At 68.9% G+C, this 23,861-nt stretch carries 22 protein-coding genes and 1 tRNA gene; 15 read left to right on the top strand and 8 right to left on the bottom strand.

What is annotated here, in order from left to right; translation table 11 throughout:
- Window positions 1-438 precede the first annotated feature (438 nt).
- Genes I7S92_RS23520 through I7S92_RS16150 form a run of 4 tightly spaced genes read left to right on the top strand, consistent with a single transcriptional unit; the run spans window position 439 to window position 3,389 of the window.
- Window positions 439-1,077 (top strand): endonuclease domain-containing protein, encoded by a 639-nt coding sequence (locus I7S92_RS23520; RefSeq protein ID WP_354001341.1) that lies wholly within the window; start codon window positions 439-441, stop codon window positions 1,075-1,077.
- Window positions 1,074-2,441, top strand: coding sequence for a DUF6638 family protein (locus tag I7S92_RS16140; protein ID WP_197646254.1), 1,368 nt, complete (start codon window positions 1,074-1,076; stop codon window positions 2,439-2,441). Before I7S92_RS23520 ends, I7S92_RS16140 begins: the two co-directional genes overlap by 4 nt.
- On the top strand, window positions 2,438-2,713 hold the full coding sequence (locus I7S92_RS16145; RefSeq protein WP_242070238.1) for a hypothetical protein: 276 nt from the start codon (window positions 2,438-2,440) through the stop codon (window positions 2,711-2,713). The genes I7S92_RS16140 and I7S92_RS16145 overlap by 4 nt, the downstream gene beginning before the upstream one ends.
- Window positions 2,714-2,720: 7 nt before the next feature.
- Window positions 2,721-3,389 (top strand): DUF1523 family protein, encoded by a 669-nt coding sequence (locus I7S92_RS16150; protein ID WP_197646256.1) that lies wholly within the window; start codon window positions 2,721-2,723, stop codon window positions 3,387-3,389.
- Between the two features lie 371 nt (window positions 3,390-3,760).
- Here the strand turns inward: I7S92_RS16150 and I7S92_RS16155 are convergent, their stop codons facing one another.
- Both I7S92_RS16155 and I7S92_RS16160 read right to left on the bottom strand, forming a co-directional pair.
- Window positions 3,761-4,597 (bottom strand): HTD2 family dehydratase, encoded by an 837-nt coding sequence (locus tag I7S92_RS16155; protein ID WP_197646258.1) that lies wholly within the window; start codon window positions 4,595-4,597, stop codon window positions 3,761-3,763.
- Window positions 4,597-5,139 carry an MmgE/PrpD family protein gene (locus tag I7S92_RS16160; RefSeq protein ID WP_197646260.1) on the bottom strand — a complete coding sequence of 181 codons (543 nt, stop codon included), beginning with the start codon at window positions 5,137-5,139 and terminating at the stop codon, window positions 4,597-4,599. The genes I7S92_RS16155 and I7S92_RS16160 overlap by 1 nt, the downstream gene beginning before the upstream one ends.
- A 165-nt stretch (window positions 5,140-5,304) precedes the next feature.
- Between I7S92_RS16160 and I7S92_RS16165 the strand changes: the two genes are divergently transcribed.
- The 10 genes from I7S92_RS16165 (at window position 5,305) to I7S92_RS16205 (ending at window position 15,521) form a co-directional block, all read left to right on the top strand.
- Window positions 5,305-5,781, top strand: coding sequence for a hypothetical protein (locus tag I7S92_RS16165; protein ID WP_197646262.1), 477 nt, complete (start codon window positions 5,305-5,307; stop codon window positions 5,779-5,781).
- 213 nt (window positions 5,782-5,994) lie between these two features.
- Window positions 5,995-6,594, top strand: coding sequence for a molybdopterin-binding domain-containing protein (locus tag I7S92_RS23610; protein ID WP_206761098.1), 600 nt, complete (start codon window positions 5,995-5,997; stop codon window positions 6,592-6,594).
- Window positions 6,595-6,606: 12 nt separating this feature from the next.
- Window positions 6,607-9,078, top strand: coding sequence for a formate dehydrogenase-N subunit alpha (fdnG, locus tag I7S92_RS16170; RefSeq protein WP_206761099.1), 2,472 nt, complete (start codon window positions 6,607-6,609; stop codon window positions 9,076-9,078).
- Window positions 9,075-10,052, top strand: a complete 978-nt coding sequence (gene fdxH / locus I7S92_RS16175; protein ID WP_197646264.1) for a formate dehydrogenase subunit beta — start codon at window positions 9,075-9,077, stop codon at window positions 10,050-10,052. The genes fdnG and fdxH overlap by 4 nt, the downstream gene beginning before the upstream one ends.
- Window positions 10,052-10,756, top strand: coding sequence for a formate dehydrogenase subunit gamma (locus tag I7S92_RS16180; protein WP_206761100.1), 705 nt, complete (start codon window positions 10,052-10,054; stop codon window positions 10,754-10,756). Before fdxH ends, I7S92_RS16180 begins: the two co-directional genes overlap by 1 nt.
- 78 nt (window positions 10,757-10,834) lie before the next feature.
- The gene (fdhE, locus tag I7S92_RS16185) at window positions 10,835-11,731 is read left to right on the top strand and encodes a formate dehydrogenase accessory protein FdhE (RefSeq protein WP_197646268.1); all 897 of its coding nucleotides are present in this window, start codon (window positions 10,835-10,837) and stop codon (window positions 11,729-11,731) included.
- Window positions 11,731-13,107 (top strand): L-seryl-tRNA(Sec) selenium transferase, encoded by a 1,377-nt coding sequence (gene selA / locus I7S92_RS16190; RefSeq protein WP_197646270.1) that lies wholly within the window; start codon window positions 11,731-11,733, stop codon window positions 13,105-13,107. The genes fdhE and selA overlap by 1 nt, the downstream gene beginning before the upstream one ends.
- On the top strand, window positions 13,104-15,005 hold the full coding sequence (selB, locus tag I7S92_RS16195; RefSeq protein WP_197646272.1) for a selenocysteine-specific translation elongation factor: 1,902 nt from the start codon (window positions 13,104-13,106) through the stop codon (window positions 15,003-15,005). The genes selA and selB overlap by 4 nt, the downstream gene beginning before the upstream one ends.
- A 1-nt stretch (window position 15,006) precedes the next feature.
- Window positions 15,007-15,102 (top strand) — tRNA-Sec (locus I7S92_RS16200).
- Between the two features lie 41 nt (window positions 15,103-15,143).
- Window positions 15,144-15,521, top strand: coding sequence for a nuclear transport factor 2 family protein (locus I7S92_RS16205; protein ID WP_197646275.1), 378 nt, complete (start codon window positions 15,144-15,146; stop codon window positions 15,519-15,521).
- A gap of 20 nt (window positions 15,522-15,541) precedes the next feature.
- Here I7S92_RS16205 and I7S92_RS16210 read toward each other — a convergent pair whose 3' ends face one another.
- Window positions 15,542-17,098 (bottom strand): phospholipase D family protein, encoded by a 1,557-nt coding sequence (locus tag I7S92_RS16210; protein ID WP_287872625.1) that lies wholly within the window; start codon window positions 17,096-17,098, stop codon window positions 15,542-15,544.
- Window positions 17,099-17,105: 7 nt separating this feature from the next.
- A complete protein-coding gene (gene ftsH / locus I7S92_RS16215) occupies window positions 17,106-19,100 on the bottom strand; it encodes an ATP-dependent zinc metalloprotease FtsH (protein ID WP_197646277.1) in 1,995 nt (664 codons plus the stop codon).
- A gap of 362 nt (window positions 19,101-19,462) precedes the next feature.
- Between ftsH and selD the strand changes: the two genes are divergently transcribed.
- Window positions 19,463-20,509, top strand: coding sequence for a selenide, water dikinase SelD (selD, locus tag I7S92_RS16220; RefSeq protein ID WP_197646279.1), 1,047 nt, complete (start codon window positions 19,463-19,465; stop codon window positions 20,507-20,509).
- 28 nt (window positions 20,510-20,537) lie between these two features.
- Here the strand turns inward: selD and I7S92_RS16225 are convergent, their stop codons facing one another.
- The 4 genes from I7S92_RS16225 to I7S92_RS16240 are packed head-to-tail and all read right to left on the bottom strand — an operon-like array spanning window position 20,538 to window position 23,858.
- On the bottom strand, window positions 20,538-21,284 hold the full coding sequence (locus tag I7S92_RS16225) for an ABC transporter ATP-binding protein (RefSeq protein ID WP_197646281.1): 747 nt from the start codon (window positions 21,282-21,284) through the stop codon (window positions 20,538-20,540).
- Window positions 21,281-22,087 carry an ABC transporter ATP-binding protein gene (locus I7S92_RS16230; protein ID WP_197646283.1) on the bottom strand — a complete coding sequence of 269 codons (807 nt, stop codon included), beginning with the start codon at window positions 22,085-22,087 and terminating at the stop codon, window positions 21,281-21,283. Before I7S92_RS16230 ends, I7S92_RS16225 begins: the two co-directional genes overlap by 4 nt.
- On the bottom strand, window positions 22,084-22,896 hold the full coding sequence (locus I7S92_RS16235; protein ID WP_197646285.1) for an ABC transporter permease: 813 nt from the start codon (window positions 22,894-22,896) through the stop codon (window positions 22,084-22,086). Before I7S92_RS16235 ends, I7S92_RS16230 begins: the two co-directional genes overlap by 4 nt.
- Entirely contained in the window at window positions 22,893-23,858 is a 966-nt protein-coding gene (locus I7S92_RS16240) for an ABC transporter permease (protein ID WP_197646287.1), read from the bottom strand. Before I7S92_RS16240 ends, I7S92_RS16235 begins: the two co-directional genes overlap by 4 nt.
- Between the last annotated feature and the right edge of the window lie 3 nt (window positions 23,859-23,861).

Here is a 23,861-nt window from a genome sequence, read left to right on the forward strand (position 1 = left end):
CTCGCATTCCTAGAGGCAAACGCTGGTGGGCCGCCTGACGATAGAGACGCCTTGCTTGAAGCAATTCTCCAATTGGTTCGAGAGTGCCCCAGAACACTGAACGATCAAATGGGCGTTGTTAGTTGGCTCATAGCGCCCAAGGCTGCTCAACGCGCACGAGATCAGGGGTTAATCTAAGTCCATGAAACGCCTCATCCATCGCGGCCTCATGCTTGGACCCCTGCTCGAGGTCTCCTCTCCGGCCCCCCACCCCCAGCCCCTCCCCACGAGGGGGAGGGGAGGCGCTTGGACGGTTGCCGTGGGCGCTGGTGCTGAGCGGCTCGGCACTCCCTCCCCCTTGTGGGGAGGGTCGGGGTGGGGGCCCTCGGGCATGGGGCGGGACGGATGACCGGCATTCACCCGATCACCCGGCAGCGGGCGCGGAAGCTGCGGTCGGAGATGACGCCGCAGGAGCGGAAGCTCTGGACGAAGCTGCGCGAGTTGAACCGGATGCTGGGGCTGCATTTCCGGCGGCAGGCGCCCATCGGGCCGTTCATCGCGGATTTCGCCGATCTGGGGCGGCGGGTGGTGATCGAGGTGGATGGTGGCGGGCATGGCGGGGCGCGGGATGTCGCGAGGAATGAGTGGCTGGCGTCGCAGGGGTTTCAGGTGCTGCGGTTTTGGAATCCGGAGGTGTCGGGGAATATCGAGGGCGTGATGCAGGTGATCTTCGATGCGGTTGAAGGGAAGTCCCTGGCTGACCGCGTGCCCCCCACCCCCAGCCCCTCCCCACGGGGGGGAGGGGAGGCGCTTGAGGCGGGTGTAGCGCGCAAAGAGCCAAGGGCTGCACCTGTTGCGGACGCCCCCCCACCCCGGCCCTCCCCCACGCGGGGGGAGGGAGAGGCCCGGTTCTGCACCGAAGCGCGAGATGGAAACGGCGTGCCCCCCACCCCCGGCCCCTCCCCACGAGGGGGAGGGGAGGTGCCCGGCCCGACCGTCCCGCGCAACATTGGGCATTTCGCGCCTCCCTCCCCCCGCGTGGGGGAGGGATGGGGTGGGGGGGCGTCGGACAGGGGCGCAACGGGGGAAATTCCATGAAACGCCTCATCACCCGCGGCCTGATGTTCGGGAACCTGATCGAGGTCTCCTCCCCCGCCCTTGTCGAGCGCTACAACCGGGCGCTCAAGCACCTCACCGGCAAGACCACCAAGCTCGACGATTTCCACATCGACCTCTCCGGCTATTCGCCCGAGATCGGCGACGAGCTTCAGGACGACCTCTACCTCAACCCCAACGGGGCGAACCGGCAGTTCATCCTGCTGACCACGGCGCAGAAGGATGCGCCTCTCCTCAACATCAAATTCTCCACCTCGCGCGGGATCCTGACGCAGTTCATCGAGAAGAACGAGGCGCAGCTCTTCGCGCTGACCGCAAGGGATGCGGTGGCGGGGGAGTTGCAGAACTCGGTCTATGCGGTGGACACGCCGGCCAAGCTGTTCGACATAAGGCAGGTGACGGTCGAGGCCGACACGATCGGCGGGCATGTGGCGGATGCGGGCAAGCTCGCCAAGCTGATCGAGCGGTTCCGGCAGGAGCCCGACGGCTGGCGCGACGACCTGCTGGTGGCGGAGATGATCACCCTGGCCAAGAAGACCGGCGACGTGACGCGGGTGCCGATCAGCCTGCCGGCGATGACCTTCGCGCAGGCGAACTTCTGGACCAGCCATTTCGGCGGGGTCTACATCTTCCAGGGGGTGCGCTATCCGGCGGCGATCTCGGTCTTGGACTGGCGGTCCCTGGGGGAGGTGCCCGTGGCGCAGGTGATGGACCTGACGCACCGCAACCAGATCGCCGACTGGCTGGAGCGGAACAACTTGGTGGAGCCGATCGTCCAGGCGCGCGGCACGGATGCGGCGGCGATCCTGCGGCAGAAGATGGATTTCATCCTGATCGACGCCGCCGACCGGCTGGGGATCGAGGTCGGCGACGCGCGGCGGACCGAGCTGCGCAAGGTGGCCTACAAGCTGGGAAGCGCCCTGCCCCAGGAGTTCCTCGGCCTCGCGGCGCTGCTGCGCTGGGTTGAGGCCGGCGGGCCCTGGCCGAAGATCACCAGCGAGCATCCGGCCTATTTCTACACCCTGCGCGGCAAGGGGCCGGAGCGCGACCTGGTGAACATGCTCTTGTCGGAACTGTCGCCGATGGATGTGCGGCAGATGTTCATCGTTCACAAGGAGCTTTTCTACGCGCAATATGCCGCCTGGTCCGACCGCAAGAAGACCTATGTGGCCGATTTCCTGGCGCGGGAGTATCAGGTGGACCGGGAAGGGGCGCGGACGGCCCTGTTCGGACCGGAGCCGTCGATGGACGAGGCGCAGCGCCCGCAGATGGCCGAGGGTCCGAAACCCGCGCGCGGGCCATGGGGCGGAACGGGGCCCTGGGGAAGCATTGGAGGGCGGAGATGATCGGGTTCCTGCGGGCTATCGTGATCTGGGCCGTGATCGGGGCCGTGGCTTTCTTCGTGCTGCGCATCTACGGGCGGTCGCTTCGGCGCGAGGCGCTGGAGAAGGAATGGGACGCCACTCCGGGGGATGGCGGACAAGCCGCGCGCGAGGCCTATATCGAACGGGGCATGGAAGCCTATGAAGGCAGCCTGCGGAACCGGCTGCTGGTGATCATATTCGTCCTGCCTTTCATCGTGATTGCGCTGCTCCTATATCTGATGAACTACGCGTGAGGCCGTAATGCGCTATGTCAAATGGGCCGTGCTGGCCATCATCGTCGTGACCCTCGGGTCGTTCCTCCACTACAGCTTGCCACAGCACGATGTGGTCCGGGTGGTCGGCACCTATCAGGAACGCCAGGACCTGAACGACTGGACGCGGATATTCTGGTCCTCACCGGATGATCAGTCGGGGACACTCAGCAGCCGCGACGTGCAGTTCATCCAGACCATCCGGACCAACGGCAAGCCGATGGTGTACCGGAACGAGGATACGGGCTGGCGCTGGCCACCCTATTTCAAGTTCGACACGGCCAGCCTGCAAACCGAGGCGGATGACCTGAAATCCACCGCCGACGCCCCCAAATGGGCCGTGGTGACACATTACGGCTGGCGGAACGAGCTGATCTCGATCTTTCCCAACGCCGTCGGAATCCGGGCCGTCGAAGGACCGGATGTCACTATCATTCCCTGGTTCAACATCTTCTTCTTCGCCTTCCTGCTGTTCCTTGTCGTTTTGCTGCGCCGCATGTGGCTGCAGTTCCGCGAACGGATGGTCGACCCTGCCCTGGCCGATGCGGGCGAGGCCTGGGATTCTGTCGAGGCCAGGGCCGAGAATGCCCGCAAGGAGGCGCGCGGTTTCTTTGGCCGAATGGGGGCCTGGCTGAATACCTGGAGGGCGAAGAAGTAGGGTCGGCGGCCCGTCTGGAACTCGCCTTTCCGCGATCCGGCGCGCGCAGGCAAGGATCGGGGCCTCGATCATCCCGCCTGAAACGGCCGCGACGCCGCCAGATCCTGCGGTTTCATCGCCCCGGCCGCCCAGGCCATCTCCTCGGCGGTGACAGCGAAGGCGCGGCGGATGCCGGGCGGCCGGGGCGATGATCGACCTTGCAATCTCCGTGGCGCACGATCTGGTGTGCGCGGCCTCCGGGAGAGGGGCGGCTTGCACCGGAACTGGAGAGGCCCCGCCGGCAGCAGGGCAGCGTCCGATGCGGACAGAAATCTCACTCCGATGATTTCAACGGCTTGGCTGCGGCTGTCAGGACTTCGGCAAGGGTTGGCTCAGGGGGTGGCGCTGGCCTGCGTCGTAAGGCTGCCGTCTTCCGTCCGCACCCTGAGGGCGATCTCGCCCGCTTGCTCCTGCGCCTCGATCCGCACCGGGATGCCGCAGATCAGCGGGCTGAGGCCGCGATAGCGGAAGCGCGCGGGCAGGCGGCCCAAGATCTCGGTGGCGAGGTTCAGCATCCAGGCTGCCTGCATCGGCCCATGCACCACCAACCCGGCATAACCCTCGACTCCGGTGGCATAGGGGTGGTCGTAATGGATGCGGTGGCCGTTGAAGGTCAGCGCCGAATAGCGGAACAGAAGCACCGGATCGGGGGTCACGGCCCAGCTTCGGGGCGAGACCCAGGGCTCGGCAGGGGGCGGCTGCGGCGCGGGGGCGCCCGGTTCCGGGTCGCCGCGGTAGACGAGGTCCTGCCGTTCCTCAAGCCGCAGATCCCCGGCCACGGTCAGGACATGGCGCAGGGTGACAAAGCCCAGCGGCCCGGTCGAGCCCTGCTTGAACGCGATGTCGGTGACGGTGGTTTGCCGGTCGACGATGTCACCGGGGTCGAGGGGGCGATGCAGCACCAGATCGCCCCCTGCCCACATCCGGCGCGGCAGGGGCAGTTCGGGCACGAAGAGACCCTGCCGGGGATGCCCGTCGCGGCCCAGCGCCTCGGGTCCGGCCAGATCGGGGGCGAGCGCCCAGTGCAGGCCGGGCGGCACCGCGCCCGGTCCCAGAAGGCCGGGAAGGGTGGCGCGGCATTCGGCGATCAGCCGGTCCGAGACCTGATCGGAACGGGTCCAGCTGCGCCCGATCCAGTCCCGATGGTCGGGCGCCGCCCCCTGCCCCATCAGCCTGCCCCCAGCATCTTGCCCAGCGCCCGGGCCAGCCCGCAAAGCCGCCCGGCTGCGACGGTCGCACCGAAGGCTCCGGCGGTGGCGGTCTGGTGGAAGCCGCGGTTGTAATGCACCGCGCCGAGTTGCATGCCGATGCGGACCGAAGCCTCGGCCCCCAGAAGGAAGGCGTCGGCCAGGTCGGCGACGGAGGCGTCCACCGCCTCGGCTGCGGCAAGGGCGGCGGGGTAGATGCCGACCGACGGGTGGCCGACATGGGCGAAATGGGTGTCGTCATAGTCCAGCGCATGGCTGGTCGCGCCGTTCACCAGCGCGGCTGCGCGGGCGGGCATGGCCGGGCCGCCGAAGGTGCTGGCGACGGGATGCCCGCCCTCGGCCCCGATCACCTTGCGCAGAAGCACCGCCAGGGGTTCGCTGGCGCCGGCAAGGCCGCAGACCATCCAGTCGTAAAGCGAGAAGCGGGCGGTCTGGCGGGCCTCGGCCGGGATGGACGAGGCGGGCAGCCCGGCCAGGTCGAGAACGTGCTCCAGCGTCGTCATGTACGCGTCTCTCCATAGGATTTCGGCAGGCCAAGCACCTGTTCGGTGATATAGCACAAGGTCAGGTTGGTCGAGATCGGGGCACCGGCAAAGCCGTGCCTCGCGGAACTCGCGCCCGACGAGGCGTCACCAGCGCGTCTTGACCTATCGCAGGTTCGGCAACGGATGGGCGACCGGCAGGCAGGGCAAGACTGCGGTCGCATGGCTTGCCAAAGTCTGCGGCGGGATGGAGACGGATCGCTCGACAGGCAAGGATGCGGGCAAGAGCCCAGGCCGGCGCGCGGCAACGCGCCGCGGCATCGGGACCAGTTCAAGGCCTGCCTCGCCCTGTCGTCGCAGCCTTCGCTGCGCAACTCTGCCCTGGCGGGCGTGCAGGCCGGGCTTGCGGCCGCGATTGCCCTGCCGCTGATCTGGCTGTCACCCTGGTCGCATCTGATCGGCTTTGCCGCCCTGGGGGCGCTGGTCGCCCTGTTTGGCCGCTTCGCGCCCTCGGAGAGCAGGTCCCGGATCATCCTTTCCAGCGCCATCCTGCAGGTGCTGGCCGTGTTCACCATGTCCGCCGCGGCCTGGATGGGCGCTTCGAGCGCCGCGCAACTGGCGCTGTTGCGATCCTTTGCGGTGTGTTCATGTGCGTCGCCATGACGGGCGGGATCGGTGCGCCCGCTGCGCGCACGATCCCGGGATCCGGGGGCACGGTATCACAACCCCAGACGTAATGCCGCCGATCACGCTCCGGCTATTTCCTTGAGCCACGAATACTTGCGGGTCGCCACCGGCCTGCGACAGGTTGACACAGGAGCGGATTGGGGGGACCATCCCCGGACATATCCGATCGACGGGCAGTAGGAGGGGCTGATGACAATCGACCTTTCGCGCCGCGGGTTCCTGGCCCTGGCCGGAACAGGGGTAGCGACAACCACACTCGGGGCCATGGGGTTCGGCGCGGCGGAGGCGGCAGAGGCGGCGCATGTGCGGCCCTTCAAGCTGGTCGCCACGACCGAGACCCGCAACATCTGTACCTATTGCTCGGTCGCCTGCGGGATCATCATGTATTCCAAGGGCGACCTTGCCGCGGGCGAGACGGCCGAGCTTCTGCATATCGAGGGCGATGCCGACCATCCGACCAACCGCGGCACGCTTTGCCCCAAGGGGGCCGCGCTGAAGGACTATGTCCGGGCCGAGACCCGCCTGACCCGGCCGCGCTATCGTGCGCCCGGCGCCGACCGCTTCCAGGACATCGGCTGGGACGAGGCGCTGGACAAGATCGCCCGCGCGCTGAAGGACGACCGCGACGCCAACCTGATCGAGAAGAACGACAAGGGCACGACGGTCAACCGCTGGACGACGACCGGCTATCTTGCCGCCTCGGCCACCACGAACGAGACCGCCTGGCTGACCTACAAGACGGTCCGGGCGATGGGAATTGTAGGATTCGACAACCAGGCGCGCGTCTGACACGGCCCCACGGTGTCCAGTTTGGGCCCGACATTTGGCCGTGGAGCGATGACCAACTCCTGGACCGACATCAAGAACACCGACCTTGTCGTCATCATGGGCGGCAATGCCGCCGAGGCGCATCCCTGCGGCTTCAAATGGGTGACCGAGGCCAAGGCGAAACGCGGCGCCAAGCTGATCGTGGTCGATCCGCGCTTCACCCGCTCGGCCAGCGTGGCGGACTACTATGCCCCGATCCGGCCCGGCACCGACATCGCCTGGCTGATGGGCGTGATCCGCTGGTGCATCGAGAACGACAAGGTGCAGTGGGACTATGTGAAGAACTACACCAATGCGACCTACCTCGTGAACGAGGACTTCGGCTGGGAGGACGGGCTGTTCACGGGCTATGACCCGGAGACCCGGAACTATGACCAGAGCAGCTGGGAATACCAGATCGGCGAGGACGGCTTCGTCAGGACCGACCCGACGCTGCAGGACCCGCATTGCGTCTGGAACCTGTTGAAGGCGCATGTCGACGTCTACACGCCGGAATTCGTGGAAAACGTCTGCGGCACGCCGAAGGACCGCTATCTGAAGATCTGCGAGATGATCGGCGAAACCTCGGCACCCGACAAGGTGATGACCTCGATGTATGCCCTGGGCTGGACCCAGCATTCGAAGGGTTCGCAGAACATCCGCGGCATGGCCATGCTCCAGCTTCTGCTGGGCAACATCGGGCTGGCCGGGGGCGGGATGAACGCCTTGCGCGGACATTCCAACATCCAGGGCCTGACCGACGTGGGGCTGATGTCGAACCTGATCCCCGGCTACCTCGCCATCCCGCGCGAGAGCGAGACGGACTATGCCACCTACATGTCGACGCGGGGGAACAAGCCGCTGTTTCCCAACCAGATGAGCTACCTGCAGAACTACGGCAAGTTCATGGTCAGCTTCATGAAGGCGATGTGGGGCGACAAGGCCACGGCCGAGAACGGCTGGGGCTACGACTGGCTTCCGAAGCTGGACATCGCGCAATACGACGCGCTGCGCATGTTCGACATGATGGCGAACGGTCAGGTGAACCTCTACTTCTGCCAGGGGTTCAACCCGCTTCTGGCCTTCCCCAACCGGGCCAAGATGACCGAGGCTTTCGGCAAGCTGAAACTTCTGGTCGTGATGGACCCGCTGGAGACGGAAACCGCAGCGTTCTGGGAAAACCACGGCATCTACAACGACGTGGACCCGGCGCAAATCCAGACCGAGGTGCTGGAACTGCCGACGACCTGCTTTGCCGAGGACGACGGCGCCACCGTCAACTCGGGCCGCTGGCTGCAGTGGCACTGGAAGGGCGCGACCCCTCCGGGCGAGGCGAAGACCGATACCTGGATCATGGCCAACGTCTTCCAGCGCCTGCGCAAGCTGTACGCGGAGGAAGGCGGCAAGGCGCCGGAGCCGATCCTGAACCTGGCCTGGGACTATGCCGATCCCGAGGAACCGACGGCCGAGGAACTGGCGCGCGAGCTGAACGGGCGCGCGATCGGTCCGGTGCATGACCCGGCGGACCCGGCCAAGGTGCTGGTCGAGCCGGGCAAGCAGTTGTCGGGCTTCGGCCAGCTGCGCGACGACGGCTCGACCATGGCCGGCTGCTGGATCTATACCGGCTGCTGGACCGAGGACGGCAATATGATGGCCCGGCGCGACAACAGCGATCCGGGTGACATGGGTACGTTCCAGAACTGGTCCTTCTCCTGGCCCGCCAACCGCAGGGTGCTGTACAACCGCGCCTCCTGCGACCTGTCGGGCAAGCCCTGGGACCCGACGCGCAAGCTGATCGAATGGGACGGCCAGAAATGGGCCGGGTTCGACGTGCCCGACATCGCGGTCACCGCGAAACCGGGCGAGGTCGGCCCCTTCATCATGACGCCCGAGGGGACCGGCCGCTTCTTCTCGCGCAGGCTGATGCGGGACGGGCCGTTCCCAAGCCATATGGAGCCGTTCGAAAGCCCGGTGGAGAACCCGCTGAACCCCGCGATGCGCGGCAATCCGGTGGCCCGGATGTTCGAGGGCGACCTTGCGCAGCTGGGCGACCGGAGCGAGTTCCCCTTCGTCGCCACTTCTTACCGCCTGACCGAGCATTTCCACTACTGGACCAAGCACAACCGGGTGAACGCCGTGTTGCAGCCCGAGTTCTTCGTGGAGATCAGCGAGGAACTGGCGGCGGAGAGGGGCATCGCCAAGGGTGACCGGGTCCGGGTCTGGTCGAAGCGCGGGCAGGTCTGGGCCAAGGCGCTGGTCACGCGCCGGATCCGGCCGCTGATCTGCGACGGAAAGCCGGTGCATGTTGTCGGCATCCCGATCCACTGGGGCTTCAAGGGGGCGGCGCGCAAGGGCTTCGGCTCGAACACGCTGGGGCCCTTCGTCGGCGACGCCAACATCGAGACGCCCGAGTTCAAGGCCTATCTCGTCAACATCGAGCGCGCGGAAGGGGAGGTGATGGCATGACGACGGCATCCGAACCGACCACGGCCATCGCCAACCCGCCGGTCGAGGCGCTGGAGTCGAACCTCCTGCCCTCGGACGTGGTGCGGATCTCGGCCACGCGCAGCCCGCCGCAGCCGGACCGGCAGCTGACCAAGGTGGCCAAGCTGATCGACGTGTCGAAATGCATCGGCTGCAAGGCCTGCCAGTCGGCCTGCATCGAGTGGAACGACACCCATCCCGAGCTTGAGGCGAATGTGGGCCTTTACGAGAACCCGCATGACCTGACGCCCGAGATGTATACCCTGATGCGGTTCACCGAATACGAGAACCCCGAGGGCGACTTCGAATGGCTGATCCGCAAGGATGGCTGCATGCATTGCGAGGATCCGGGGTGCCTGAAGGCCTGCCCGGCCCCCGGCGCCATCGTGCAATATTCCAACGGCATCGTGGACTTCATCTCGGAGAACTGCATCGGCTGCGGCTATTGCGTCACGGGTTGCCCGTTCAACGTGCCGCGCATCCACAAGACGGCGCATGTGGCGAAGAAATGCACGCTCTGCTCGGACCGGGTCGCCGTGGGCCAGGGCCCGGCCTGCGCCAAGGCCTGCCCGACCCAGGCCATCGTCTTCGGCACCAAGGAGGAGATGACCGCCCATGCCGAGGAGCGGATCGCCGACCTGAAGTCGCGCGGCTATGAGAACGCCGGTCTCTACGATCCACCGGGCGTGGGCGGCACGCATGTCATGTATGTGCTGCACCACGCCGACCAGCCCGCGCTTTATGCCGGGTTGCCGGAAGACCCGAAGATCGCCCCGGTGGTCGAGGGCTGGAAGGGCCCGGCCAAGACCGTGGGCCTTGCCGCCATCGGCCTGGCGGCGGTGGGTGCGGCGCTGCATGGCCTCTTCGGGCGGGCAAATGTCGTCGAGCCCTCGGATGAGACAGCGGCCGAGAAGCTGGTGAAATCCGGGACATCCGGTCCGGGGGAGGGCGCGTGATGAAACCCGTCTATTCCGAACGCCGCGACCATATCGCCAGCCGCCAGCCGGTGACCGTCAGCCGCTACCGGGGTCTCACCCGGCTGAACCACTGGGTGACGGCGCTGTCGCTGATCCTGCTGGCGCTGTCCGGCCTGGCGCTGTTCCATCCGCTGCTCTACCCGCTTTCCGCCCTGTTCGGGGGCGGTGCGACGGTGCGCTGGCTGCATCCGGTCATCGGCGTGGTGCTGTTCTTCAGCTTCCTGATCCTGTTCCTGCAGCTGTGGCGGCTGAACCTGCCCCGGCGCGAGGATCGGGTGTGGCTGTCGCATCTGGGCGATGTGGTCAGCAACCACGAGGAACGCCTGCCCGAGCTTGGCAAGTACAACGCCGGGCAGAAGCTGGTCTTCTGGGCGATGGCGGGGCTGATCGTGGTGCTGATCGTCACCGGCGTGATGATCTGGGAGGAGCAGCTTCCGCTCTGGGCCGCGCAGGCGCCGTCGCTGGCCTCGATCCCCGCGCGGCGGATCGCGGTGGCGATCCATGCGCTGGCGGCGGTGGCGATGATCCTGGTCTTCATCCTGCATGTCTATGCTGCCTTCTGGACGCGCGGCACCCTGCGCGCCATGACGCGGGGCACGGTGACCGGGGGCTGGGCCTGGCGGCACCACCGGAAATGGCTGCGCGAACTGGCTGGACGGCAAAGCCGCGGCCCGGCAGAGTGACGGCACAAGTGCAGCGCGGCCGGTCGCGGCCGCCGGTTCCGATCCATTCCTGACGTGGCCGGTCGGCCCGGAGAGCAGATGGCAGAAACGCTTGAACCCGATCCTTCCGCCATTGGCGGCGTGCCCAAGGCCCCCTTCGTCTTCCTTCCCGATCCCGTCGCGGTCTTCCAGTCCCGCGCGCGGCGCTTCGGCTTTCTGGCCAGGAGCAGCCGCCTCGGTCCCTACCTGGCATTCCTGGGCGACCTGTCGGCCCTTCAGGCGCGGCTGGCGGTGACCCTTCCGTCCCCGGCCCCGCTGCCCCCCGGCAGGGGCGGAGGGATGCCCGTGATCGACCGCGCGCTTCTGCTGGACGATCCCGCGCTGCACGACACCCTTGCCGCCCTGTGCGAGGGGGCCGCCGGGCTGGACATGCCCGAGCCCGCCCGCCTTGCGCTGGAGGCGGTCTCGCAGGTTGGGGCGGAGGACCGGCGCTGGCTTCTGGGCAACATCCTCGCCGACACCATCCCCGAGGACGGCGCCGCCGCGCATCTCTTCGCCGCCGCCGCCGTGCAGGTCCACCTGGCGCGTCTGGCCGCGCGGCTTGCCCCCGAGGCGCTTGCGCCGGTCGGGACCGGCACCTGTCCCGCCTGCGGCGGGCTTCCGGTCAGTTCCACCGTGATGGCGACGCCGGGGATCGAGAATGTCCGCTATGCCGCCTGCTCTGGCTGCGCGACGCAGTGGAATGAGGTGCGGGTCAAGTGCCTGTGCTGCGGCTCGACCAAGGGGATCGGCTACCACTCGGCCGAGACGCACGAGGCCTCGGTCAAGGCGGAGACCTGCGCCGAATGTGGCTCCTGGCTGAAGATCTTCCATCGCACGAAGAACCACAGCCTTGACCCGGTGGCCGATGATGTCGGCAGCCTTGGCCTTGACCTGATGATGCGGGACACCGGCCTGCGGCGCGGCGGTTTCCACCCGTTCCTCGCGGGTTACTGATGCCGGACTTCCGCGCCCTGCCCTCGGCCGACCAGTTCCTGCTGTCCGATTGCGGCGCGGGGCTGGTGGCGCTGCATGGCCGTGCGCAGGTGCTGGCGGCGCTGCGCACGCGGCTTGACACGGCGCGGCAGGCAATCCGCGCGGGCGGCGACGGTGCGGCGCTGGCCGGGGCGCTGGCCGGAGAGGTGGCGGCCGATCTGGCGCGGGCGGCGCGGCCGGGCCTGCGGCCGGTGCTGAACCTGACGGGCACGGTGCTGCACACCAATCTCGGCCGCGCCCTGCTGGCGGAGGAGGCGATCCGCGCCGCGGCCGGGGCGATGGCCCAGCCGATGGCGCTGGAGTTCGACCTGGACGGCGGCGGGCGCGGCCAGCGCGACGACCATCTGCGCGGCCTCTTGTGCGAATTGACCGGGGCCGAGGATGCGACGGTGGTCAACAACAACGCCGCCGCCGTGCTGATCGCGCTGAACACGCTGGCCGAGGGGCGCGAGGCCATCGTCTCGCGCGGGGAGCTGATCGAGATCGGCGGCGCCTTCCGGATGCCCGACATCATGACCCGCGCCGGGGCGCAGCTGGTGGAGGTCGGCACCACCAATCGCACCCATCCTGCCGATTATGAGACAGCGATCACCGACCGGACCGGGCTGATCCTGAAGGTCCATTGCTCGAACTACCGGATCGAGGGCTTCACCACCGAGGTTCCCGCCCCGCGTCTGGCCATAATCGCCCAAGCGGCGGGGTTGCCGCTCTTGAACGATCTCGGCTCGGGCTCGCTGGTCGACCTTTCGGCCTACGGCCTGCGACGCGAGCCGACGGTGGCCGAGGCGGTGGCCGAGGGGGCGGATCTGGTGACCTTCTCGGGCGACAAGCTCCTGGGCGGGCCGCAGGCGGGGTTCATCGTCGGCCGGCGCGATCTGGTCGCGGCGATCAACCGCAACCCGATGAAGCGGGCGGTCCGGCTGGACAAGATCCGCATCGCCGCGCTGGAGGCGACGCTGCGCCTTTATCGCGACCCCGACCGGCTGTCGGAACGGCTGCCCACCCTGCGCCTGCTGGCACGGCCCCTGGCCGAGATCGCCGCACAGGCGGCCCGGCTGGCCCCGCCGGTCGATGCCGCGCTGGCGCCGCAGGGCTTTGCCGCCGCGCCCTGCGCCTGCGACAGCCAGATCGGATCCGGCGCGCTGCCGGTCGACACGATCCCCAGCGCGGGCCTGCGGCTGACCGGCCCCGGCGGCGACGCGCCGGACCGTCTGGCGGCATGGCTGCGCGCGCTGCCGCTGCCGGTGATCGGGCGCATCCACGACGGGGCGCTGATCCTGGACCTGCGCTGCCTCGAGCGGGACGAGGAGTTGCTCGGGGCGCTGGCGGGGACATGATCGTCGGCACGGCGGGCCATATCGACCACGGCAAGACCGCGCTGGTAAAGGCGCTGACCGGGATCGAGGCCGACCGGCTGGCCGAGGAGAAGGCCAGGGGCATCACCATCGAACTGGGCTTCGCCTATGCCGATCTGGGCGGCGGCGCGGTGACGGGTTTCGTCGACGTGCCGGGGCACGAGCGGCTGATCCACACCATGCTGGCCGGGGCCGGAGGGATCGACTTTGCCCTCCTCGTAGTGGCCGCCGATGACGGGATCATGCCGCAGACCCGCGAGCATCTGGCGATCCTGAGCCTTCTGAACCTGCCGCGCGGCATCGTCGCGCTGACCAAGGCCGACCTTGCCGGGCATGAGCGGCGGGCCGAGGTCACGGCGCAGATCCGCACGGCGCTGGCCGGAACCCCGCTTGCGGGCGCGGACATCCTGCCGGTCTCCTCGCTGACCGGCGAGGGGATCGCCGATCTGCGCGCCGCCCTTGCCGCAGCCGAGGCCGAGACCGCCCGGCGCAGTGCGCAGGGGCCGTTCCGGCTGGCCGTCGACCGCAGCTTCACCCTTGCGGGGGCGGGCACCATCGTCACCGGCACCGTGATCTCCGGTCGGGTGGCGCAGGAGGACACTGTCATCGTCAGCCCATCGGGCCTGAACGCGCGGGTGCGCGGGATCCATGCGCAGAACCACCGGGCGGTGGAAGGCTTTGCCGGGCAGCGCTGTGCCCTGAACCTGGCGGGGGACGGAGTGACCAGGGCGGCGATCCATCGCGGCGACATGATCCTTGCGCCCATGCTGCACGCGCCGACCGACCGGATCGACGCCGAGCTTTCGGTCCTGCCCACCGAGCCCCGCCCCGTCGGCATCTGGTTCCCGGCGCGGCTGCACAGCCATGCCGCCGATGTCGCGGCCCGCATCGTGCCGCTGCGGGGCGAGATTGCTCCGGGTGAACGCGGCCTCGTGCAACTGGTGCTGGACCGCCCGATTGCCGCCGCCGTCGGCGACCGCTTCGTCCTGCGCGACACCTCGGCCAGCCGCTCGATCGGGGGCGGCATCTTCCTCGACCTGCGGGCCCCGGCGCGCAAGCGGTCGACGCCGGAGCGGCTGGCCGTCCTGGCCGCCGCGCGCGACCGCGATCCGGCCTCGGCGCTGGCAGGGATGCTGGCGATCGCCCCGGTGGACCTGCCCGGCTTCCTGCGCGACCGGGCGCTGCCCCTGGCGCCTGCGGCGATCCAGGACGCGGCGAGGGCCGAGATCGTCGGCCGCCTTGCACTGTCGGCCGCGCAGATGCAGGGACTCCGCCACGCCCTGACCGATACGCTTGCCGCCTTCCATGCCGGCAACCCCGACCTTCCCGGCATCGGACGCGAGAAGCTGCGCCTTGCCCTCACCCCCCGGCTGCCGAAGGAGGAGTTCCTGGCCTTCCTGCGCGATCAGGCGCAGGCGGGCCGGGTGGTGCTGGAGGGAGCCTTCCTCCGCCTGCCGGGGCATGAGGTGCAGCTCTCGCCCGAGGATGAGGCGCTGTTCGCGCGGATCCTGCCGCAGCTTCTGGGCGAGGGCCGCTTCCGCCCGCCGCGCGTCCGGGATTTCGCGCAAGAGTTCGGGATGGACGAACGCGAGATCCGCCGGGTGCTGAAGCTGGCGCAAAGGCTGGGCCGGGTCGACCAGATCGCGCAGGACCATTTCTTCGCCCGCGCCGTCACCGCCGAGATGGTGGCGATCCTGCGCGATGTCGCCGGGCAGTCGGAGGACGGCTGGTTCACCGCCCCCGCCTTCCGCGACCGGGTACAGAACGGCCGCAAGGTCGCCATCGAGATCCTGGATTTCCTCGACCGCCATGGCCTTACCTTGCGCCGTGGCGACCTGCGGCGCATAAATCCTCATCGCGCCGATCTTTTCGGCGAATGAGGGAAGGGAATCGTCCCCGGTGGGGCGGCCGGTCTTCAAAATCGGTTGGGGCAGCGAGCCTGTCCCGGGTGGGTTCGACTCCCACTCCCCTCCGCCACCGGCCCTGGACACTGGCGCAGGGCATCAGGGAGAAGGTCGATGGAGGACGAAGGACGCATACTTGCCGCTCTCGACGGCCTGACCGCCGGGTTCAACGCGCATGATATCGACAGGATCATGGGTTTTTTCGCGGAGGACTGCAGTCTGGACCTGCCGCGCGGCCCCGATCCGCACGGAAGGCGATACCTCGGCCGCGATGCGGTGCGGCGGGGATTGATGACGCGGTTCGAGACCACTCCGGACGTCCACTACAGCGAGGTCGAGAATTTCGCCGCCGGCAATACCGGCATGTCCCGGTGGCTTCTGACCGGCACGACGCCGGCGGGCGAGAAGATCTGCGTGCGCGGCTGCGATTTCTATACCTTCGGAAACGGCAAGGTGATCCGGAAGGATTCATACTGGAAGATCGTCGCCTGACAGCCAGGCCCGGCCGGGGCTCAGAGAAGCCATTCGATCGGCAACAGGCCCAGAATCCGCAGCAGCATCCGCGAGGCGGGGTTGGTGCCCGGTTCGATCCGGTGGCGGACCAGGGTTCCGTCGGCGCCGGTTTCCTCCCATCCGACGACGCGTCGGCCGTCACAGACCGGAGCATAGCTGGCTGATGCGAAGCGGTCGACGAAGGCACCTGCCAGTGCTCCGGCAATACCGGGGCTGTCGATCAGCAGGCCCATTTCCGTGTTCAGCAGCAGGGACCGGGGGTCGAAGTTGAACGAGCCGATGAAGATCCGTTCCTCGTCGATGGCCAGTGTCTTGGAATGCAGGCTGGCGCGCGATCCGGTCAGCCTGCGCGGCGCGGGGTCATCCTCGATCGCGAAATCGGGGCGCAGCTCGTAAAGCCCCACCCCCGCCCGCAAGAGGCGCGGCCGGTAGCGCACATAGGCGCTGTGGACGACGAGGACATCGGTCGCCGCCTGCGAATTGGTCAGGATGCGGATGCGGACGCCCTCTTTCGCCAGTCGTTCCAGCCGCTTCGAGAACCGCCGACCGGGGATGAAATAGGCCGAGACCAGATCGACGGACCGCGCGGGCCGGGCCAGAAGCGCCATCAGCTGCGGAAACAGGTGATCCTTCTGGGCCGCCCGGCCCAATCCCTTGGCCGGATCGTCGCTGACCAGCGCCATCCCCGTCCATTCGAAGGCCAGCTCCCCCGCCGCGATCCGGTTGATCAGGTCTGATCCCTGCAGATGCTCGACATGCAGCCGCTCCCCGGCCCTGGCCGCTGCCAGCCCGGCATCGACCGCCAGCCGCTCAAGCCCGCCGGCAGAGGGCGCGGCGACGAGACTTGCGATCGGATGGGACGAGCCGCTGTGCCAATAGCGGTCGAAATCGGCCCCGATCTCTGCTGCGATCCGGCCGGCCACCAGCACATCCGCGTCGACGAACTGCACCCCGTTGGCGAAGCCGAAATAGATGTCGCCGATGTTGCGCCCGCCCAGGATGCCGACCGCGCCATCGGCGGTCAGCGACTTGTTGTGCATCCTGCGGTTCAGCCGCACGAAGTCGAAGGCGAAGCCGAGCGGCTTGATCCTGCGAAGGATGAAGGGATTGAACAGCCGGACCTCGACCTGGGGCAGGGAATCAAGGGCGGCCAGTTCGCCGTCCAGCCCGACGATACCGTTGTCGTCCAGCAAGAGCCGGATGCGGACCCCGCGCCCGGCCGCGCGGCGCAGCTCGTCCAGGAGGATCAGCCCGGTCGCGTCCCGGCTCCAGATGTAATACTGCACGTCCAGCGAGACCTCCGCCGTCCGGATCAGTGCGATCCGCGCGGCAAAGGCGCCGGGTCCGTCCAGGAGCGGGATCACGCCGCTGTCGAAGTCCTGCCGCGCCGCTTCCTCGAGGGCAAGGCGGCCGAGCAGCGTCTCGGGCGAGGCCGCAATCGCCCGGGACATGCTGCGACCCGCCAGCGGCGGCGGCCGGTAGGCAAGATGCGCCGCTGCCAGGAGCGCCGCGATCCCGGCCAGCACCAGCGCCATCTGCCCCAGAAGATGCAGCACTCTGCCCTCAATGCGCCTGTGGTTTCGGGGGGTCTGCCATCGCGGCGGTCGGGCGATCCTCCAGCGCCGCCGCGGGGGGCAGGCCGGTCGCGGCCAGGATCGCCTGCTCGTCCAGCGTCTCTCGTTCCATCAGCGCGGCGACAAGCTGGTCGAGCTCGCGCCTGTGGTCCTGCAGCAGGCGGCGCGCCTCGTCGTGGCAGTCGCTGATGATGCCAAGGATTTCCCTGTCGATCAGGCGGGCGGTTTCCTCGCTGTAGGGTTTCGCTCCTCCGAATCCCGCATTCCCGACCCAGGTGTTCTGGCGCGGCGCAAGCTCGACCATGCCAAGCGCATCGCTCATGCCCCAGCGGGTGACCATCTGGCGGGCCAGCGCGGTGGCCTGTTCGATGTCGCTTTCCGCGCCCGTGGTGCGGGTGCCATAGACCAGTTCCTCGGCGGCGCGGCCGCCAAGGATGCCGATGATCCGGGCGCGCAGATAGGCCTCAGGGAAATTGTAGCGATCGGTCGGCGGGCGCTGGTAGGTGACCCCCAGGGCCTGCCCGCGCGGCACGATGCTGACCCGGTGGACCGGATCGGCCCCCGGCACGACCAGCCCCAGGATCGCATGCCCGCCCTCGTGATAGGCCACCCGCTCGCGGTCGGCATGGGTCAGGATGATCGGACGCTCCGGCCCCAGCACGATCTTTTCCAGCGCGTCGAGGAAATCCTTGTGGCGGACCTGGTCCTGCTGCCGCCGCGCCGCCAGCAGGGCGGCCTCGTTCACCAGGTTCTTGATATCGGCCCCCGAGACGCCGGGCGTGGTCTGCGCCAGATCGTCGAGGTCCACGTCATCGGCAAGGGGCACGTTGCGGGTATGGACCCGGAAGATCGCGATGCGCCCGGTCTTGTCGGGCAGGTTCACCACCACGCGCCGGTCGAACCGGCCCGCGCGCAACAGCGCCTTGTCCAGCACGTCGGGCTGGTTGGTCGCGGCCAGCACGATGATGCCCTCGCGGCTGGAGAAGCCGTCCATCTCGGTCAGGATCTGGTTCAGCGTCTGCTCCTGCTCGCTGGCGCCGCCCAGCACCGACTGGCCACGGGCGCGGCCGATCGAGTCGATCTCGTCGATGAAGATGATCGCCGGGGCATTCTTGCGGGCCTCGGTGAAGAGATCGCGCACCCGCGCCGCGCCGACGCCCACGATCATCTCGACGAATTCCGCCCCGCTCATCGAGAAGAACGGCACCTCGGCCTCTCCCGCCACGGCGCGGGCCAGTAGCGTCTTGCCGGTGCCCGGCGCGCCGACCAGCAGCACGCCCTTGGGGGCCGTGCCGCCCAGCCGCGTGTATTTCTCGGGGTTCTTCAGGAAATCCACGATCTCGACCAGCTCGTTCTCGGCCTCGTCGATCCCGGCGACATCGTCGAAGGTGACCTTCGTTTCCGTCTCCTTGTCAAAACGCCTGGCGCGGCTCTTGCCCATGCCGGCCATGCCGCCGAACAGCCCCCCGCCCTGCTTCGCGGCCCGGCGGAAAAGCCAGACATAAAGCCCGATGATCAGGAGCGCCGGACCGAAGGAAAACAGCAGCGACAGGATCGGATTGGTCTCGGTCTGGATCGGCGTTGCCCGGATATCGACCTTGCGGGCGATCAACTCGGTCTCCAACCCAGGGTCGACGAAGACCGGCAGGATGGTGGTGAAGGTCCCGACCTCGCGCGGCGCTTCCGGAGGCCGGCCCTCGACGGCGGGCGGCGTCCAGGGGACGGCGGCGCGGAACTTGCCCTCGATCGCCTCGCCCCGTGTATGGATCGCCTCGACATTGTCCTTGGCCAGCTCGGCCCGGAAGAGGGTGTAGGAAACGGGGACCGGCGCATCCTCGTCGGGGTAGAACGAGGTGAACAGGAAATAGTTGATCCCGAGCAGCAGGAAGAAGATCAGCCAGGTCCGCCCGGGTGGAACCGGAGGTCCGTTGTCGCTGCCGCCGCCTTTCCCGGCCGGGCCGGTCTTCCTTCGTGCTGCAGGCATCCTTGCCACCTCTGCTTCTTTGCGAGCGGCCCGATGTTAGCGCGGCGATGCTTCGGCGCCAGTCCCGTTCGCGCGGGAAAGCTGCCGCCTGATCGACGCCAGCGCCGTTTGCGGCCGTTCGGGGCGTTCTCGTTCCGGGCCGGGGGCTTACTCGGCCAATCCTGCCGGGCTGAAAGCTTGGCGGCGGCTTCTCGGCGCGCGCCAACGACTCATGGAATGGCATCATGATCTCCGCTATGCCCGTCACCGATCGCCGCAGGGTGCACGGGGACGCCATTCACGCCGCCGAACTTTCCACCCGGCCCTGGCCGGGAGAGCGCAGCGGCGGTCCGCAGCCCGATTACCGGACAGGAGCCGACAGCATGATCGACCAACCCGAGCCCCGGCTGACCTCGCTTGCCCATGGCGGCGGTTGCGGCTGCAAGATCGCCCCGGCGGTATTGCAGGACATCCTGCGGGGCACGACCGCGATGCCGGTGCCGCCGGAGCTTCTGGTCGGCATCGAAACCTCGGACGATGCCGCCGTCTGGCAGATCAACGCGCATCAGGCGGTGGTGGCGACGACCGATTTCTTCATGCCGGTGGTGGATGACCCGCGCGAGTTCGGGCGCATTGCCGCGACGAATGCGATTTCCGATGTCTATGCCATGGGCGCGACGCCGATCTTTGCGCTGGCCCTGGTGGGGATGCCGGTGAATGTGCTGTCCCCGCAAACCATCGGCCGGATCCTGGATGGCGGGGCCGAGGCCTGCCGGGCCGCCGGCATCGTCATTGCGGGCGGCCATACCATCGACTCGGTCGAGCCGTTCTATGGCCTGGTGGCGATCGGTCTGGTCGATCCGGCGCATATCCGCCGGAACCGCGATGCCCGGCCGGGCGATGTGCTGGTGCTGGGCAAGCCGCTGGGTGTCGGGATCTATTCCTCGGCGCTGAAGAAGGGGGTGCTGGACGCGGCCGGCCATGAAGCCATGATCGGCAGCACCACCCGGCTAAACACGCCCGGCCCCGATCTGGCCCGGATCGAGGGGGTTCACGCCATGACCGATGTCACCGGCTTCGGCCTTGCCGGTCACGCGCTGGAAATGGCGCATGGCTCGGGCTGTGCGGTGCATATCGACTGGCCTGCGGTACCGCTCTTGCCGGGCGTGCGCGATCTGGCGGCGGCCGGTCACATCACCGGCGCCTCGGGGCGGAACTGGGCCAGCTATGGCGACGACGTGAGGCTGGAAGGGCTGACCGGGCTTGACCGCGCCCTGCTCAGCGACCCGCAAACCAGTGGCGGGCTGCTGGTCTCCTGCGCGGAAGACAGCCTGGACCGGGTCATGGCTGTCTTCCGGCACCACGGTTTCGAGAGTGCGAGCCGGATCGGGAGGGTCGGCAACGGTCAGGGCCTGATCGTCACCGGGTAAGCCCGGCAGCACTCCGGGGACGACCCGGTCAGCGCGGCAGGCGCGGCAGGCTGGCGAGCAGCCGCTGCGTATAGGGGTGCGACGGGGCGTCCAGGATCTGGCGGGTCGCGCCGGCCTCGACGATGCGGCCGCGTTCCAGAACCAGAAGGTGCGGACACAGCGCCGCCACGACTGCCAGGTCGTGCGAGACAAGGACCAGCGTCGTCTCCCGGGACAGCCCGGCCAGAAGGTCGATGATGCGGACGCGGGTCGAGAGGTCGAGCGCGCTGACCGGCTCGTCGGCAAGCAGGACGCGGGGGCGGGCGATCAGGGCCCGGGCGATGGCGATGCGCTGGCGCTGCCCGCCCGAGAAATCCTTCGGCCGCCGCCCGGCGCTGTCGGGCGGAAGGTCGACCGCAGCCAGCACGCGGGAGACCTCGGCAGCGGGGTCGCCGGGCAGGGACAGGGCCTGCAAGGGTTCGGTCAGGATGCGGCGGACCGACATGCGCGGGTCGAGCGCGGTATAGGGATCCTGGAACACCGGCTGGACCAGCCGCCGATGCGCCCGCAGGGCCGCGCGGGACCGGATGTCCAGCGGCCGCCCGTCCGAGAGCACCCGGCCGCCCTGCGGAGCGGCAAGGCCGAGCAGAAGGCGCAGGACCGTGGTCTTGCCGGATCCGCTTTCCCCGACGATCCCCAGATGCCCGCCCGGCGCGACCGAGAGCGACACGCCGCTCAGCACCGGCTGGCCGGGGCGATAGGCAAAATCCACGTTCTCCAACGCAAGCAGGCTCATTCCCCCGGTCCCAATGCTGCGTCCAGCCGGCGCGCCGCGGCGATCAGGCCCTGCGTATAGGGCTGGGCCGGGGCGTGGAACACCTGCGCCGTCGGCCCTTCCTCGACCACGCGCCCGCGCGCCATCACCGTCACCCGGTCGGCGATGCCCGCCACCACCGGCAGGTCATGGCTGATGAACAGGAGGGCCAGCCCCTCGTCGCGGACCAGCCGGTCCAGCAGCGCCATCACCTCGGCCTGGGTCGAGACGTCCAGCGCGGTCGTCGGTTCGTCGGCGATGAGGAGGCGCGGCCCGCAGGCCAGCGCCATGGCAATGGCGACGCGCTGGCGCTGGCCGCCCGAGACCTGATGCGGCCAGGCGTCCAGGATGCGCGCCGGCTCCGCGATCGCCACCCGCTCCAGCGCGGCGACCTGTGCGGCGCGCAGGTCCTGCCGCGACATCGACCGGCCCTCGCGTGCTGCGCGGCGGCGCAGCGGCACGGCAAGCTGGTCGCCCAGCCGCATCAGCGGATCCAGCGCCATGCGCGGGTCCTGAAACACCATCGCCGCCACCGCGCCGCGCAGCGGGACAAGCGCCCGGTCGGGCTGGCCGATCACCGGCCTGCCGTCCAGCAGCACGCGGCCCGAGGCGGTCAGCCCCGGCGGCAACAGGCCCAGCACCGCCAGCGCGGTCAGCGATTTGCCCGAGCCGCTTTCGCCGACAAGTCCCAGCCGCTCGCCAGGGGCGAGGGTCAGGTCGACATCCTCGACCAGCGCACGGCCCCTGGCCTGGACGCTCAACCCCTGGACCTGCAGCAGGGTCATTCGCGAACCTCCGCGCTGTCGTCCAGCAGGTCGCGCAAGCCGTCGGCGACGAAGTTGATCGCCAGCACCAGCAGCACCAGCGCGCCCCCCGGCACCAGCACGCCCAGCGGCGCGGTATAGACCGTCGCCTGCGCCTGTTGCAGCAATTGCCCCCACGAGGCGTTGGGCGGCGGCGCGCCGAGGCCGAGGTAGGAGAGCGAGGCCTCGGCGATCACGGCAAGCCCGAATTGCAGCGCCAGGGCGACAAGCAGGGTCGGGGCGATGTTCGGCAGGACATGGGTCAGGACGATCCGCAGCCAGCCAGCCCCGCAGCAACGCGCGGCGGTGACATAGTCCTGCGCCAGCACGCGCTTGGATACGACCCGCACCAGCCGGGCGATGATCGCCGACATGGCCAGGCCGATGGCCAGGATCGCTGTGCCAAGGCTGGCGGTCTCGCTGGCGGCCACCACCAGCATGGCGAGGAGCAGAGTGGGAAAGGCGATCAGGATGTCCAGCGCGGCGGCCAGCGCGTCGTCCAGCCCGCGCTGCGCAAACCCTGCCAAAACGCCCGCGACCGTGCCGATCAGCCCGCCCACCAGCGTCGCGCCCAGGCCCACCATCAGGGCGATGCGCGCGCCGATCATCACCTGGCTCAGACTGTCGCGGCCCAGCCGGTCGGTGCCGGCCCAATGCGCCCAGGACGGCCCCGCCAGACGACCGCCGGACATGTCCTCGACCGGCCAGGGGGTCCAGACCAGCGTCGTCAGCGCCACCGCAAATGCGAGACCCAGAAGCACGAGGCCAAGACGGAAGGTCAGCCGCCTCATGCCGCCTCGCCTTCGTCGGCGCCACGCAGGCGCGGGTCGATCAGGCGTTGCAGGATGTCGGCCAGGAAGCCGATCAGCAGCACCAGCAGGGTCGAGACCAGAAGCACACCCTGGACCGAGGGATAATCGCGCTGCTGGATCCCCAGGAGCAGCATCGAGCCCAGGCCCGGCAGGGCGAAGACGCGCTCGACCACCACGGCCCCGAGCAGGGTCGAGGCCAGCTCGATCCCCAGGATCGAGATCACCGGAGCGGCGCCGTTCCGCAGCCCGTGGCGCAGCAGCGCCTGGGAGAAGCTGGAACCCATGGCGCGCGCGTTGCGCAGGTAGTCGGCCCCCAGCACGTCCAGCGTGGCCGAGCGGACATAGCGCAGGAGCGAGGCCCCCATCACCAGCGCGATGGTCACCACGGGCAGCACCAGCCCGCGCGTCGCCGCCGCAGGGTCGGCCCAACCTTTCGCCGGAAAGCCGCTGGCAGGCAGCAGGCGCCACTCGACCGCGACGATCCAGACCAGAAGGATGCCGATCCAGAACACCGGCACCGCGAGGCCCAGTTGCGACAGGCCGGACAGGGCGGCCCCGGTCCAGCGGTTGGCCTTGACGGCGGCCAGGATGCCCAGCGGCACCGCCAGCGCCAGGGCCAGAAGGAAGGCAGCCAGGGTCAGCGGCACCGTCACCGCCAGCCGCTTGGCGATCTCGGGCAGGACCGGAGAGCCGCTGACGAAGGATTTCCCCAGGTCGAACCGCGCGAGATCGCCCAGGAAGCGGAGGAGTTGCTGGCCGATCGGCAGGTCGCTGCCGACCTGTTCGCGCGCGGCAGCGATCTGCGCCTCGTCCGCCCCGACCGACAGCAGTGCCGCCGCCGGATCGCCGGGCAGAAGCCGCAGCAGCACGAACAGCACCAGCCCCGCCACAACCAGCGACAGGGCCAGCACCAGCGTGCGGCGGAGGAGATAGCGCAGCATCAC

Origin of the sequence: Tabrizicola soli, from assembly GCF_015999335.1 — a bacterium.
Lineage (GTDB): Bacteria > Pseudomonadota > Alphaproteobacteria > Rhodobacterales > Rhodobacteraceae > Tabrizicola > Tabrizicola soli.

Bases quoted from the DNA above. Each gene is read 5' to 3' on its own strand.
- I7S92_RS16165 (WP_197646262.1), top strand. From the start codon at position 5,305: ATGGGCGACCGGCAGGCAGGGCAAGACTGCGGTCGCATGGCTTGCCAA.
- I7S92_RS23610 (WP_206761098.1), top strand. From the start codon at position 5,995: ATGACAATCGACCTTTCGCGCCGCGGGTTCCTGGCCCTGGCCGGAACA.
- I7S92_RS16155 (WP_197646258.1), bottom strand. From the start codon at position 4,597: ATGGGGCAGGGGGCGGCGCCCGACCATCGGGACTGGATCGGGCGCAGC.
- I7S92_RS16240 (WP_197646287.1), bottom strand. From the start codon at position 23,858: ATGCTGCGCTATCTCCTCCGCCGCACGCTGGTGCTGGCCCTGTCGCTG.
- I7S92_RS16225 (WP_197646281.1), bottom strand. From the start codon at position 21,284: ATGAGCCTGCTTGCGTTGGAGAACGTGGATTTTGCCTATCGCCCCGGC.
- I7S92_RS16180 (WP_206761100.1), top strand. From the start codon at position 10,052: ATGAAACCCGTCTATTCCGAACGCCGCGACCATATCGCCAGCCGCCAG.
- I7S92_RS23520 (WP_354001341.1), top strand. From the start codon at position 439: ATGACGCCGCAGGAGCGGAAGCTCTGGACGAAGCTGCGCGAGTTGAAC.
- I7S92_RS16150 (WP_197646256.1), top strand. From the start codon at position 2,721: ATGCGCTATGTCAAATGGGCCGTGCTGGCCATCATCGTCGTGACCCTC.
- I7S92_RS16235 (WP_197646285.1), bottom strand. From the start codon at position 22,896: ATGAGGCGGCTGACCTTCCGTCTTGGCCTCGTGCTTCTGGGTCTCGCA.
- I7S92_RS16160 (WP_197646260.1), bottom strand. From the start codon at position 5,139: ATGACGACGCTGGAGCACGTTCTCGACCTGGCCGGGCTGCCCGCCTCG.
- selA (WP_197646270.1), top strand. From the start codon at position 11,731: ATGCCGGACTTCCGCGCCCTGCCCTCGGCCGACCAGTTCCTGCTGTCC.
- selD (WP_197646279.1), top strand. From the start codon at position 19,463: ATGATCGACCAACCCGAGCCCCGGCTGACCTCGCTTGCCCATGGCGGC.
- ftsH (WP_197646277.1), bottom strand. From the start codon at position 19,100: ATGCCTGCAGCACGAAGGAAGACCGGCCCGGCCGGGAAAGGCGGCGGC.
- I7S92_RS16205 (WP_197646275.1), top strand. From the start codon at position 15,144: ATGGAGGACGAAGGACGCATACTTGCCGCTCTCGACGGCCTGACCGCC.
- fdhE (WP_197646268.1), top strand. From the start codon at position 10,835: ATGGCAGAAACGCTTGAACCCGATCCTTCCGCCATTGGCGGCGTGCCC.
- I7S92_RS16140 (WP_197646254.1), top strand. From the start codon at position 1,074: ATGAAACGCCTCATCACCCGCGGCCTGATGTTCGGGAACCTGATCGAG.
- selB (WP_197646272.1), top strand. From the start codon at position 13,104: ATGATCGTCGGCACGGCGGGCCATATCGACCACGGCAAGACCGCGCTG.
- I7S92_RS16230 (WP_197646283.1), bottom strand. From the start codon at position 22,087: ATGACCCTGCTGCAGGTCCAGGGGTTGAGCGTCCAGGCCAGGGGCCGT.
- fdxH (WP_197646264.1), top strand. From the start codon at position 9,075: ATGACGACGGCATCCGAACCGACCACGGCCATCGCCAACCCGCCGGTC.
- I7S92_RS16145 (WP_242070238.1), top strand. From the start codon at position 2,438: ATGATCGGGTTCCTGCGGGCTATCGTGATCTGGGCCGTGATCGGGGCC.